This window comes from Mycobacterium sp. pUA109, from assembly GCF_041287095.1.
GTDB lineage: Bacteria > Actinomycetota > Actinomycetes > Mycobacteriales > Mycobacteriaceae > Mycobacterium.
The window spans coordinates 100027-113454 of sequence record NZ_JBGGKS010000010.1 but is presented as its reverse complement, the minus strand read 5'-3'; the positions used below and the strand labels follow the sequence as shown (position 1 = coordinate 113454).

Genomic DNA, 13428 nt, shown 5'->3' with positions numbered 1-13428 from the left:
GTCATAGTCGAGTACATGCTGCCGATTCTGGATTTGACCGACGCCGAGGCAGACCGCGACCAATTCCGTGCCCGGCTGCTGACCGCAACGCACAGGTTCGGGTTCTTCTATCTGGTGGGCCACGGCGTGCCGGCCGGCTTGTCGGCGCGAGTGCTGCGGGTGGCGCGGGCCTTCTTCGCCCTGCCGGCCGCGGCCAAACAGCAGATCAGCCAGTTGCGCAGCCCGCAGTTTCGCGGCTATTCGCGGATCGGCGGTGAACTCACCAACGGCCGTGTCGACTGGCGCGAACAGGTCGATATCGGTCCGGAACTCCAGACCATCCCCGACGCGCGCGGCTATTGGCGGCTGCAAGGCCCGAACCTGTGGCCGTCGGCGCTGCCCGAGTTCCGGCCCGCGCTGCTGGCCTGGGATGCCGCGCTGTCAACGCTGGGCCATCGGCTGCTGCGGCACTGGGCCGCCGCGCTGGGCGCCGACGAGACGGTATTCGACCGGGCATTCACCGACCGACCCGCCACCCTGATCAAAGTGGTGCGCTATCCCGGCACCGCCGACACCGAGCAGGGCGTCGGCGCGCACAAGGACTCCGGGGTGCTGACCCTGCTGCTGGTCGAACCGGATTCCCGCGGGCTGCAGGTGGAGCTCGACGACGGGGACTGGATCGACGTGCCCCCGGTCGCCGGGGCGTTCATCGTCAATATCGGCGAACTGTTGGAGGTGGCGACCCGCGGGTATCTACGCGCGACGCGGCATCGGGTGCTGGCACCCGCGCCCGGCGCCGACCGGGTGTCGATCCCCTACTTCTTCAATCCGGCGCTGGACGCGCAGATCCCGATCATCGAGCTGCCCACGGAGCTCGCGGCCCATGCCCGCGGGGTGGAGGCCGATCCGGCCAACCCCATCTACGCCACCTACGGGGAGAACGCGTGGAAATCCCGCACCCGCGCCCACCCGGACGTGGCGGCCCGCCATCACGGCAGCACCGCCGCGACGCCACTACCCGACCGCGTCGCGGACCCGGGCGGCCACGTGGGCTAACGCGGCCTCGTCACACACCGGGGTGCCCAACGCCGCGGTGATCGGCAGCTGCACCCAGCTGGCACACCCGGCGTAGTCGGGGGTGCGGGTCAGCGGCACCGGGCCGACCAACGGGATCGCCTGCACCACCAGCACCGTCAGCCGGTGTTTGGGCCGGAAGTCGAGCCGGTCGGCGCGCACCGACTCGGCGGTCCAGATGTGCAGGTCGGCGACCTCATCGAGGCGCTCGGGGCGCTGCACCGGCACGGCGGCCACCACTTTCGCAGCCGCCCGGATCAGCACCTGGTCGTCGGTGGAATCGGTGGCCGCGGCGGCGAGCAGATCGCGGTGCTCGGGCCGGACCCGCTCGGCGTGGCTGTGCGCGACCGTCGGGAACAGCAGAAACTCGCGCGCGGTCACATCGAAGCGTTTCTCGTGGATACCGCCCTTACGCAACAGGACCCGCTGCCGCCCAGCTAGCAGCGCGTGCACGGCGGCGCTCCACTCCTTGAGGGCGGGGGCGGTGTGGGCCGGGCACATGCGCTCCAGCGTAATCAGCCGACGGAAGACAGATAGGCCGTCGACTCGCCGACCAGGGACCGGCTCGGCCGCCCGTCCACCCCCACCGGCACGTCGCCGGCCACGGTGACTCGGTGCAGCCGCCGGTGCAGATCGTCGTAGTCGGAGACCCCGTAGTGCTGGGTGGCCCGGTTGTCCCAGATCGCGACGTCGCCCAGCTGCCAATGCCAGCGCACGGTGTTTTCCAGCTTGGTGATCCGGTCTTGGAAGATGCGGTACAGCGCGTCGGACTCCGACGGTTTGAGATCCTCGATGCGGCTGACGAATTGGCCCAGCAGCAACGCCCGCTCCCCGGTTTCGGGATGGACCCGCACCACCGGGTGTTCGGTCTCATAGGTGGTGGAGCGGAACTCCTCATAGTGCGCCCGGGCGTCGTGGCGTTCGCTTCCGGTCTGGCCCTTGTCGGGTTCACGCTGATGGGTCCGGACGTAGTCGTAGCGGTTGGTGTGCACAGCCCGCAGCGATTCGGCCAGCAGCCGCAGCTGATCCGGCAGCCCCCGGTAGGCGGCCGCGGTGTTGGCCCAGGCGGTGGTGCCGCCGTAGTCCGGCAGCACGATCGGGCGCAGCACCGAGAACGCCGGCGGGCGGTCCACGAAGGTCACGTCGGTGTGCCAGCTGTCGGTGCGGCCATGCTCGGAGTCGATTTCCAGCACCGCCCCAGCGGTGCGGGACGCCAGCGTCGGATGCCCGAGGGTCAGCGGCCCGAGCAGGCCGGCGAAGGCGCGCTGCGTGTCGTCGTCGAGGTGCTGCTGGCCGCGGAAGATGACCACCTTGTGGTCGAGGACCGCCTGCCGGATTGCCCGTACCGTCGTGTCGTCGAGGTCACCGCCGAGCCGCAGCCCGGTGACGGCCGCACCGATGTCGGCGGTGAGTTTGCGCAGCGTGGCCCCGGCCGGCAGTGCGGGAGCCGCCGAAGAGGTCGACAAGGTTGTGGTCATGCGCCCTGTATAGCGCCGGCCCCGCCGTCGCGAACCGCGCACACACCCAGCGATCAGTCCAGAACTCATGCGGGCACAGGGAATTCGAGTTTCAATCAGCCAGATTCGGAGCGCTTGTTCCCGGCCGCCTGCCAGCCCGTCGGCGCGGGCCCATGCCCGACTGGCTACGGTGATGCCATGACGACCAACGCCGACGACGTCCTGCTGATCGACACCACCGACCGGGTGCGCACCTTGACGTTGAACCGGCCGCAGTCGCGCAACGCGCTGTCGGCGGCGCTGCGCGACCGGTTGTTCGCTGCCTTGGCCGATGCCGAGACCGATGACGCCGTCGACGTCGTCATCCTCACCGGCGCCGATCCGGTGTTTTGCGCGGGCTTGGACCTCAAGGAGCTGGGCAGCTCCACGGAGTTGCCCGACATCTCACCGCGCTGGCCGGCCATGAGCAAGCCGGTGATTGGCGCCATCAACGGTGCGGCCGTCACCGGCGGGCTGGAGATGGCCTTGTATTGCGACATCCTGATCGCCTCGGAGCAAGCCCGGTTCGCCGACACCCACGCCCGGGTTGGGCTGCTGCCGACCTGGGGCCTGTCGGTGCGGCTGCCGCAGAAGGTGGGCGTGGGCCTAGCCCGCCGGATGAGCCTCACCGGTGACTATCTGTCCGCCGGGGACGCCCTGCGCGCCGGGCTGGTCACCGAGGTGGTGCAGCACGAGAAACTGCTGCCCGCCGCGCGGGAGGTGGCCGCCTCCATCGTCGGCAACAACCAGGCCGCGGTGCGGGCGCTGCTGGCCTCGTATCACCGCATCGACGAATCCCAGACCAGCGCGGGGCTGTGGATCGAGGCCGACTCCGCCCGGCAGTGGATGAGCCGCACCAGCGGCGACGATATCGCCGCCAACCGCGACGCCGTGCTGCAGCGGGGCCGCTCACAGGTGCGCTAAGCCATCCCCAGCAGAGACCGGCAATATCAGCCGCGAGGTGTCGAACTGCACGGTGTGGGTGGCCGGCCGCATCCGGTGCCCGCAGGACGGGGGTTCGCCGGTGCCCAGGTTGCGGGCGTAGCGGGGATGGCTGCCCCCGGCGATCAGCACCCGGATGCGTGAGCCGGCCACGAACCGGGCGGCGGCCGCGTCGAGGTCGATGCGCAGGATGCCGCTGTGGTGGTCCAGGCGCCGGTAGCCGTCGCTGATATTGACCGAGCGCCCGCAGGCGTCGACCCGGCTGATCCGGACGAACACATCGACGTGCGGGGTGTCCGAGCTGTGTGCCAACTCCAGCACCGGGGTGCCGCACACGTCCAGGTCCTCGGCCAGCGGATCGCCGGTGAAGCAGAGCACATCGGGGCGGCCGAGCAGTCGGGTGTCGTCGCGGTAACCGCCTTCTGGGGACAGCAGGCGACCTCCGATGGTGGGTGTCGGATCGGCGGGGTCGTAGCGAAACGACGCGGCCGCGGCCGACGGGTCGGGGGCGACGTCGCGCAGCGCGCCGCGAGGGTGCAGATACCAGGTGCGCGCGGCGGTGGCCGGCGGCCAATCCGGCAGCTCGCGCCAACCTCGCCCGCTGACGCAAACCCGGACCGGGGGTCGCGGGCGGCCCGCCGCGCCGCCCAGGTGGGTGTCGAGCCAGCGCAGTGATTCGCGGGTGATGGTGCCCAACCCTTTGGTCAGCATTTCGGTATGCGTCCAGGGCCCGATGGTCAGCGCCACCTCGACGCCGCGGTCGCGCAGCCGGGCGTACTGGGCCAGCGTTTGCTCCAAAAACAGGTCCTGCCAGCCGCTGAGCAGCAGCACCGGAACATCCACCCGCTCCAAAGCGGTGCCCAACCGGTACGGCTCCCAGAACGGATCGTCGGGGTCGGGGTGCTCGATCCACGACTCGTACCACCGCGCCCCGTCGCCGAGCAGCGCCCGACCGGCCGCCCCCAACGGCAGCTCGACGGCCGCGTGTTTGACCCTGCGTTGCGCGGCCAGTTGGCGGATGCCGGCCCGCAGCCGCGGACGGTCCTCCTGGTGGGCCATCATGTCGCTCCACCCCAAATAGTCGTTGAGCGCGAAGGACCCGGTGCCCCACGACGACGCGCTGAAATCGTGCGGGCCCACGGTGATGACGGCCGCGGCCAACTCCGGCGGCGGATCGGCCAGCAGCGCCCACTGGGTAAACCCCAGGTAGGACAGCCCGATGGTGCCGAACGTCCCGGTAAACCACGGCTGGCGGCGCAGCCAGGCCACCGTATCGGCACCATCGGCGACCTCGTTGACCACTGGCTCGAACACCCCGCCGGAACCGAAGGTGCCGCGCACACTCTGCAAGATCACGTGGTAGCCCCGCGCGGCGTAGGCCCGGGCGAACACCAGCGAAAACGGAAACCCGCGACCGTACGGGCACCGGACCAGCAAGGTGCCGACGGCGTCGCCGGTCGGCGCGTAGTGATCGGCCAGCAACTCCACCCCGTCACGCATCGGGACGGCAACCCGGTGCACGGTGTATTGGTTGGTGGCGGCGGGCAGCCGCAGGATCCGACTGAGGCCGTAGTCGAGGGGATTGCACCTCCACCCCCGGACCTTGACGTCGGCCGCTGGACCGCCCCGAGGCGCTACCGCGTTGCCGTCCCGGATACCAGCTACATCACGTTGATGTGCACCGCGCCAGTCCTCTTGCATCGATAGCTCCTCTACGGGACGGTTCAGCCTCAACAGCGGCGGCGATCACCATCGTGGCGCCTCGGCCGCGTTCTGCCGCGTTCAGGACTGAACCACAACGTCGTCGTCGTATCTTAACGCGACATATTGTATGAATTATCAACATCTGTCAATAATGACCGACGTCGACCGATGCAAGTGCGTCCCAGCCACAGACCCCGCGGCCTGCCAACCGTCTTCCCAGCGGCTTGTATCTCGCACTCGCCCAATGCTGGTGAGACAACCAGAGATATCTTTATTATGTTTGGCCACAGTTTAATTAGTCCGCCACGCCTGACGCGATGTCGAGCGATCTGGTCGTCGCCACGATCGCGTCGGCCTTCCCGTACTTGAACCAACATCCAGAACGCAGATCGTTTCTGGTTATTGACAGCTTATACTCACTGTGTACTATCTCAGATCTATCGAGATCGTGCCCAAACCGGCCATGCGACGCCATCAGGAAAGTCCCCCGGGGATGCATCTGCGACCCGCCGGGCGATCAAAGGAGGGTGACAGGTGATGCTGCACATGTGTCGCGCTCGCCCGGATGGTCCTCGAATCACCCTGCCACGCTGCCAGTTTCACGATAGTTGCGACCGCGGTGCGGTTACCCGAACGCTCCGACAGTCAATGGAGCAAACGGGACGATGACAGCACACAGCCAGCACGCAGTGCAGGAACGGCAGCCCGATGGTGTGGCTGCCATTGAGGAGTGGACTACCGAGTATGTCAAGCGGCATCCGCTGGCCTCGTTGACCACGGTCGGTGAGCTGCTGATGGCGCTGTGGAGCATCGACGCCGGGCGCGAGTTTTGGTGGGTAGATGGGTAATTCGCTCGACCTGGACGGCCGCGGTCCCACCGACCAACAACTGCTCAGCTGCGGAGTCGCGATGATGGTGGTGATCGCTCTCCTGGTGGCAGGCTTGTTGGCGAAGTCCACCGGGCGGTTCACCGCCTACGTGCGGGTGGTCGCCGACCTGATCAACGTCGGCGACGGTCTGCCGAGCAAATCCGACGTGAAGTACCACGGCCTGCTGGTGGGTTCGGTCAACGACGTCACCCCGGCGGCCTTCGGCAAACCCAACTACGTGTACATCGACCTCAAACCCCAATACGCCAAAGACATCCCGGCCACCGTGACCGCGCGGGTGGTGCCCTCCAACGTGTTCGCGGTGTCCTCGATCCAACTGGTCGACCCCGCCGCCGTCCCGCACGGCCCCGCGATCAGCGACAGTGCCCACATCCGGGAGGACGCCGAGCTGCCGACGGTGATCTTCCAAACCGCTATCTCCAAGCTGCGCGACATCCTGACGGCCACCGGGCGGGGACGCGAGGACCACAGCATCGGTATTTTGGCCGCGATCGGGGCGGCCACCGATCATCGGCGCACCCAGTTGCTCACCGCCGCTGGGCAATTGAACCGGATGCTGAACGAACTCAACGCGATCGTCGCCACCGAGCCCGAGACCCCGTCGACGGTGTCGGCGCTGCTGGCGGCCACCCAGGGGCTGCAGGCCACCGCCCCAGACCTGGTCGATGCCCTGCACCAGGCGATCAAACCGATGCAGACCTTCGCCGAGACCCGCGCCCAGCTGGAATCGCTGATCGCCGGGTCCCAAAATACGTTGGGCACCACCCGGACCGCCGTCGATAACCACATCGACCAGCTGATCCAGCTCAGCCACGATTTCACCCCGGCGCTGGGCGTCTTCGCCGTGAACCACGACAAGTTCGTGCCGATCTTCACCCGGATCCCGGGCCTGTCGGACCGGTTCTTCGAAGCGGTGTGGGATCCCGACCTGGATGTGGGTCATATGCGCGGCATCCTGTCGTTGACCCCGACCTACACCTACACCCGGGCGGACTGTCCCCGTTACGGCGAACTGAAGGCCCCCAGCTGTTACACCGCCCCGCTGATCGCGGAGCGGCCCGACCTGCCCGAGGCGCTGCTACCGCAGAACTACCACCTACCCGCGGGGCTGGCACCGCCGCCGGGCACCGAGATCGGCCCCGACGGAAACCTGATCGCGGTGGGGCCGCCACTGATCAATCCCAACCCCGACCTGGAGGACCCTAATCCGCCGCTGCCGTGGTGGACGGCCCCATCGCCCCGGGTGCCCGGCACCGCCGACCCCGATCTGGCCGCGCCGCCGCCACCACCCGGACCGCCCATTCCGCCCGCACCGGTCGCACCGGGACCGGCGGAACCACCGCCACCGCTGCCCCCCGGCCCGGCCCCGGCCGCGCCGGCCTCGTTCGGCGGCAACGTCGGCCCGGTGGGTAGCGAGGTCGAACGCGCCCAGCTCGGGGTGATGACTGGCCAACCGCACCCGGCGTCGGTGGCGACCCAGCTGCTGCTGGGCCCGGTGGCCCGCGGCATGACCGTCTCCATCGAACCCGGACCTGTCGAGGAGCCCAAATGACAATCCGCGGACCGCTGATCGGCCTGTCGATCTTCATGGTCGTCGCCGTCGCGGTGACCTGGCTGGTCTACGCCACCCTGCAACGCGACGTGACCGGGCCGACCAACAAGTATTCGGCCGTCTTCACCGACGTGTACGGGCTGCGGGAAAGCGACGACGTGCGCATGGCCGGGGTGCGCGTCGGCCGGGTGGAAAAAGTCCAGCTGGACGGCAAACTCGCCAAGGTCGACTTCATCGTCCAAAACGACCAGAAACTCTACGGCAACACCGTCGCCTCGGTGACCTACCAAAACATCATCGGGCAACGCTATCTCGGCTTGTCGCGCGGCACCATCGGCGGCACCGATCTGCTGCCGCCGGGCAGCGTCATCCCGGTGGAACGCACCGACCCGTCCTTCGACGTGGGGGCCATGCTCAACGGATTCGAGCCATTGTTCTCCCTGCTGGACCCCAAGGCCGCCGACGATCTGACCAAGGGGGTGCTGCAGTCCCTGCAGGGCGATAAGGCCTCCCTGACCACGCTGATCGACCAGACCTCCACGCTGACCCAGACCCTGGCCGGACGCGATCAAGACCTCGGCGACCTGATCACCAGCCTCAACAACGCCACCGGCAGTATCGCCCAACAAAACGACAACCTCGATCAGGCGCTGACCGGGGCCCGCGCCGTGGTCAGCGACTTCGACGCCCGCGGCCCCGCCCTGCAGTCCTCGATCGGCTCGCTGGCCCACGCCTCCCGTCAGCTGTCGGTCATCACCGACGACGTCTTTCCGTCGCTGAACGAAATGATCACCCGCCAACCCGGTTTCGCCAAACACATGGTCGGCATCGAACCGCAGCTGGCGTTCACCGGCGACAACCTGCCGCTGCTGCTCAAAGGTATCGCGCGTGGGTACGGCGAGGGCACTTACGCCGAGGCCTATCTGTGCGACCTGAACCTCGGCTTCTTCCCCGGGCTCAACGATGTCATCACGTACATCGTCAACGCGGCCACACCGGGGAACGCCAACCCGATCACCCCGAAGAACCAAGCCTGGCACACCCCCCGATGCCGGAGCATGGCCAATGGCTGACCCCACGCCCACCTCGACGGCGCCGACCTGGATCCAACGCTGGCGGCACCGGCCACTGGAGTCCTACAACAAGACCCGGTTGGGATTCGTGGCGCTGACGGTTCTGACGGTGCTGGTCGGGACCTCGTTGACGTGGCGGCTGGTCGGCGTCGGCTACACCCACTACACCGCCGAGTTCCTGCAGGCGGCGTCGCTGCACCCCGGCAATCCGGTCACCATCGCCGGCATCGAAGTCGGCAAGGTCACCAGCATGAAACTCGACGGCGATCACGTCGAAGCCGGTCTGTCGGTGCGTAACGACATTGCGCTGGGCAAGGACACCCGAGCGGTCATCAAGGTGATGACCGTGCTCGGATCGCGGTATCTGGAATTGCTCCCGGACGGGCCGGACACGTTACCGCACAAGACGATCGGGCTGGCCCATACCGAGGTCCCCTACGATCTGCAATCGCTGCTGGAGGATGCGACCACCACCTTCGAGCAGGTGGACTCCGACCAGTTCGGCAAATCGCTGCAGGTGTTGGGCGCCCAGCTGCAGGGGATGCCGACCGTGGTGCCGCAGGCGATGACCAACCTGCACACGTTGTCGACGATCGTCGCCAGCCGGCGCGATCAAATCGGCAGCCTGCTGGCCAACACCCAGCGGGTCGCCACCACCCTGCACACCCAGCAGGCCAACCTGGGCACCCTGGTCGATCAGGGTCAGGACCTGCTCGGCCGGTTTGTGGCGCGCGAAGACACCTTCCACGCCATGCTGGCTGCGCTGACCCGACTGGTGACCAGCCTGAGCCAGATCGTCGTCAACGACCGGCCGTTGCTGGGTGAGATGCTCACCAACCTGCACGCCCTGACGGACATGATCGGCCAGCACGACGACCTGTTCCGCGATCTGCTGCAGGTCGCACCGGTGAGCGTGCGGGACCTGACGAACGCCAGCGGATACGGTCCCGCCTTCGAATTCAATGTCCCCGGCGGGCTGGCCATCGACTCCTGGTTGTGCGCGATCAGCGGACGCGCCAAACAATTCAACATGCCCGAATACTTCAAGGACTGCAAATGAGAAACCGGCGGTGGCGACCCGCGGTGACGGTCGGGAAGGGAACCCAGCGGTTGAGCGGCAGAAGCAGGGTCATCGCCCTGGTCGTCGCGTTCGCCGTGCTGGCGCTCACGGTGCTCGGCGGAATCGGCTACGCCCTGCACAAAAAGCTCAACACGATCACGGTGACCGCCCAATTCGACAGCGCGGCAGGACTATACGAGAACAACGTGGTCGCGGTGGCCGGAATGCCGGTCGGCACCGTCACCCGGATCACCCCGCAAAGCGAGTACGTCGAGGTCGAGTTCACCGTCGACAAAAACGTGCGGGTGCCCGCCGACGTGCGCGCGGTGACCATCTCCACGTCGATCCTGACCGACCGGCAGATCGAACTCACCCCGCCCTATAAGGGCGGCCCGCTGCTGCGTAACCACGACACCATCGGATTGACCCGCACCAAAACCCCGGTCGCCTTCGACCGAGTGCTGGACATGCTCGACAAAATCTCCAAATCGCTGGCCGGCGACCGCGACGGCGGTGGGCCGATCGCCGACGTCGTCGACGCCGCCGCCAACACCACCGCCGGCAACGGCGAGCAGATCAGGTCGGCGCTCAGCGAACTCTCGCACGCCCTGCGGCTGAGCTCCGACCGCGGGGTGACCACCCGCGACCAGCTGACCACGATCATCACCGACCTGAGTTCGTTGATGGACGCCGCCGCCCGCAACGACGCCAAAATGCGGCAGTTCGGGTCGACAACCCGCCAGCTAAGCCAGATCATGGCCGACGAGGATCTCGGCGCCGGCACCACCGGCCGCAAAATCACCGAACTGATCGAGCAAGCGCACCTGCTGATCGGCGAGAACCGGGATCACCTCAAACAGAGCCTGCTCAACGGGGACACCGCGGTCACCGCCGTCGTCGACAACCAGCGCGAGGTCGCCGAGCTGATCGACGTGCTGCCGCTGACCCTGGACAACATCTACAACGCCATCGACCGCAGCAACGGGGTGGTGCGGGCGCACGCCCCGGTGGAGAAGATCCTCGTCGAAGGGCAGACCGCCAAAGAGATCTGCAATCTGATGCATCTGCGTCAACTCGGCTGCAGCACCGGGACATTACAGGACTACAGCCCCGACTTCGGGTTGACCTTTATCCTCGACGGCCTCTCGGCGATGGGACAGTGACGATGCGGCTTCGTAAACGGCGGGCGGTCGCTGCGGCGGCGGCGACCGCGGTGCTCACCTCGGCCTGCGCCACCAACGGGTTGGGCAGTCTGCCGTTGCCGGCGCCGGGCGTCGGCCCCGGCGGCTATCTGCTGACCGCGATCTTCGCGAACGCGCTGAACCTGCCCGGCCATGCGCCGGTGAAGCTCGCCGGCGCCGATGTCGGGCAGCTGGAGTCCATGGTGGCCCGCGACTACACCGCGGTCACCACGCTGCGCATCAGGGACGGGGTGCGGGTCCCGGTGGGCAGCACCGCCGAACTGCGCTCGGCCACGCCGCTCGGTGACTTATTCGTCGCACTCAAACCCCCGGCCGACTCCGGCGGGCCGCTGCTGAAAGACGGCGACACCATCGGCCTGGACTCCACCGCCGCCGCGGCCACCGTGGAATCGGTGCTCGGCGCGGCCGCGCTGCTGGTCAACGGCGGCACCGTCCGGCATTTCACCAATATCATCAACGGCGCCGGCAAGGCCACCGGCGATCAGGGCCAGGCGTTCGGCAACCTGCTCAACCAAACCACGGACCTGCTGGCCACCCTCAACTTCCGATCGCAGGACATCGAGTCGGCGTTGAAACAGACCGCGCGGCTGGCCGATCGCCTCGACGAGAAGAATCAGTCCATCAGCGAGCTGCTGGCGGCCGTGGCGCCCGCCGCCGATGCGCTGTCCGCCAACGCCACTCAGATCGCCGATGTCGTCGAGCAGGTCGGCGCCACCACCCGCCAGCTGTCCCGGTTCCCGTCGATCGCCGGCACCGACACCAGCGGCCGCAGCGTCATCCAGGATCTGAACACCGTCGCGGGCGCATTCAACGATGTCGCGGTCAGCCCCGACACCAGCCTGGCCGCCCTGAACCGGTTGATGCCCCCGGCGATCAAAATGACCGGCAGCCAGTCCTTGGCGGTGACCGCCAGCTTCGACAAGCTGATCCTGGGCGCACTACCGGACGCCGGCTACAAGGGCGACCCGGCCTTCCACGGACCCAAACGCTATGACTGGGCCAAGATGATCGGCTCGCTCAAATACGCCCTGTGGCGCCTGCAGGAACGTGTGGTGGGCACCGGGCCGGACACTCCGATGGGGCAGAATCCATGGGCCCCGGTCGGGCCGGCGCTGCCGCCGACGCCCGCTGAATCAGAGCCCCCACGGTGATCAGCGCGATCAGCCGGCTGATCGTCGACACGGTCCGGGCCGGCCACCGCCAGCGGGCGTGGCTGTCGGGGGTGGCGCTGGTGCTGGTGCTGGTGGTGGCGACCGGCTATCTCCTCGTCGGCGCCCTGCGGCTGAACCCGATGCAGTCGATGTACCACGTCCGAATTCAGCTGCCCGAATCCGGTGGTCTGCTGGCTAACCAGGACGTGTCGCTGCGCGGGGTTCAGGTGGGGCGCATCGAATCGCTGACGCTGACCACCGACGGGGTGGACGCGGTCGCGGCGATCAAATCCGACGTCAAGATCCCGGCGTCCAGTCCGGTGCGGGTGTCGGGGCTGTCGGCGGCGGGTGAACAGTACATCGACTTCGTGCCGACCACGAGCGCGGGCCCGTTCCTGGGCGAGGGCAGCGTGATCGGCACGGGAAACACCACCACCCCGATTCCGCTGTCGCGGCTGCTCGCCGACGCCGACGGGCTGCTGGCGCAAACCGATCCGCGCAAACTCGAACTCGTCAAACGGGAACTGAGTTTGACCGATGCGGGGCCCCGCAAGCTGACCGACACCGTCGACGGCGGCATCTTCCTGCTGTCCACCTTGGATTCGGTGCTGCCCGAGACCGTCAGCCTGGTGCGCAACAGCCGGATTGTGCTGACGACCGCCGCCGACGTCAATGCGGGCCTGGCAGCCACCACCGACAACCTAGGCCACCTGCTGACCGGTGTGGCGGCGATGGACGGCGGCTACCGCCGCTTGCTCGACCAGACCCCGGGTCTGCTGTCCACGCTGGACACCCTCTACGACGACAACTCCGACACCATGGTGGGGCTGCTGGCCAATCTGGCGACGACCGCGCAGCTGCTCTACGTTCGGGTTCCGGCGTTGAACGCGCTGTTCCCGAACTATCGGGGATCGGTGCTGGACTCGGCGATGAGCATCATGCACGACCACGGGCTGTGGGCCGCGGCCGACATCTACCCGAAATACACCTGCGATTACGGCACCCCCCGCCGGGTGCCGTCGGCCGCCGACTATCCCGAACCCTTCCGCTACACCTACTGCCGCGACGACGACCCGTCGGTGCTGATCCGCGGCGCCAAGAACGCACCGCGACCCGCCGGGGACGACACCGCCGGACCGCCTCCGGGCGCCGACCTCAGCGCGACCACCAACCACACCCCCACCGGCCGGTACACCGTTCCCACCCCGTACGGCGGTCCGACGCTGCCGATCGAGCCACCACATTGAACGATCCGGAGGACAACCCGATGGCAGGTACGGTCGAGGGCGCGTCAGAACGTCACAA

At 67.9% G+C, this 13428-nt stretch carries 11 protein-coding genes and 1 pseudogene; 9 read left to right on the top strand and 3 right to left on the bottom strand.

Translation table 11 applies throughout. From position 1 onward, the window contains the following. Positions 1–15 precede the first annotated feature (15 nt). Entirely contained in the window at positions 16–1035 is a 1020-nt protein-coding gene (locus ACAG26_RS13465; protein ID WP_370482945.1) for an isopenicillin N synthase family dioxygenase, read from the top strand. Here the strand turns inward: ACAG26_RS13465 and ACAG26_RS13460 are convergent. Both ACAG26_RS13460 and ACAG26_RS13455 read right to left on the bottom strand, forming a co-directional pair. After that, a complete protein-coding gene (locus ACAG26_RS13460; RefSeq protein WP_370482943.1) occupies positions 994–1554 on the bottom strand; it encodes a DUF1802 family protein in 561 nt (186 codons plus the stop codon). The two genes, ACAG26_RS13465 and ACAG26_RS13460, sit on opposite strands and share 42 nt — an antisense overlap. A gap of 14 nt (positions 1555–1568) precedes the next feature. Next, on the bottom strand, positions 1569–2531 hold the full coding sequence (locus tag ACAG26_RS13455; RefSeq protein WP_370482941.1) for a TauD/TfdA dioxygenase family protein: 963 nt from the start codon (positions 2529–2531) through the stop codon (positions 1569–1571). A 177-nt stretch (positions 2532–2708) separates the two neighbouring features. On the opposite strand from ACAG26_RS13455, the gene ACAG26_RS13450 reads away from it, so the two are divergent. Further along, the gene (locus ACAG26_RS13450; protein WP_370482939.1) at positions 2709–3473 is read left to right on the top strand and encodes an enoyl-CoA hydratase; all 765 of its coding nucleotides are present in this window, start codon (positions 2709–2711) and stop codon (positions 3471–3473) included. Here the strand turns inward: ACAG26_RS13450 and ACAG26_RS13445 are convergent. After that, positions 3459–5192 carry a CocE/NonD family hydrolase gene (locus ACAG26_RS13445; RefSeq protein ID WP_370482936.1) on the bottom strand — a complete coding sequence of 578 codons (1734 nt, stop codon included), beginning with the start codon at positions 5190–5192 and terminating at the stop codon, positions 3459–3461. The two genes, ACAG26_RS13450 and ACAG26_RS13445, sit on opposite strands and share 15 nt — an antisense overlap. 668 nt (positions 5193–5860) lie before the next feature. On the opposite strand from ACAG26_RS13445, the pseudogene ACAG26_RS13440 reads away from it, so the two are divergent. From ACAG26_RS13440 to ACAG26_RS13410, 7 genes and pseudogenes are all read left to right on the top strand, one after another. Next, positions 5861–5983 (top strand): annotated as a pseudogene (locus ACAG26_RS13440) (ABC transporter permease); the annotation flags it as partial. A 52-nt stretch (positions 5984–6035) separates the two neighbouring features. Next, a complete protein-coding gene (locus ACAG26_RS13435) occupies positions 6036–7637 on the top strand; it encodes an MlaD family protein (RefSeq protein ID WP_370482934.1) in 1602 nt (533 codons plus the stop codon). Next, entirely contained in the window at positions 7634–8710 is a 1077-nt protein-coding gene (locus tag ACAG26_RS13430) for an MCE family protein (RefSeq protein ID WP_370482931.1), read from the top strand. The genes ACAG26_RS13435 and ACAG26_RS13430 overlap by 4 nt, the downstream gene beginning before the upstream one ends. Further along, the gene (locus tag ACAG26_RS13425; RefSeq protein ID WP_370482927.1) at positions 8703–9770 is read left to right on the top strand and encodes an MCE family protein; all 1068 of its coding nucleotides are present in this window, start codon (positions 8703–8705) and stop codon (positions 9768–9770) included. Before ACAG26_RS13430 ends, ACAG26_RS13425 begins: the two co-directional genes overlap by 8 nt. Beyond that, the gene (locus tag ACAG26_RS13420; protein WP_370482925.1) at positions 9767–10933 is read left to right on the top strand and encodes an MCE family protein; all 1167 of its coding nucleotides are present in this window, start codon (positions 9767–9769) and stop codon (positions 10931–10933) included. The genes ACAG26_RS13425 and ACAG26_RS13420 overlap by 4 nt, the downstream gene beginning before the upstream one ends. Before the next feature lie 2 nt (positions 10934–10935). After that, positions 10936–12123 (top strand): MCE family protein, encoded by a 1188-nt coding sequence (locus ACAG26_RS13415; protein ID WP_370482923.1) that lies wholly within the window; start codon positions 10936–10938, stop codon positions 12121–12123. Continuing rightward, positions 12120–13370 carry an MlaD family protein gene (locus ACAG26_RS13410; RefSeq protein ID WP_370482922.1) on the top strand — a complete coding sequence of 417 codons (1251 nt, stop codon included), beginning with the start codon at positions 12120–12122 and terminating at the stop codon, positions 13368–13370. The genes ACAG26_RS13415 and ACAG26_RS13410 overlap by 4 nt, the downstream gene beginning before the upstream one ends. Positions 13371–13428: the final 58 nt, after the last annotated feature.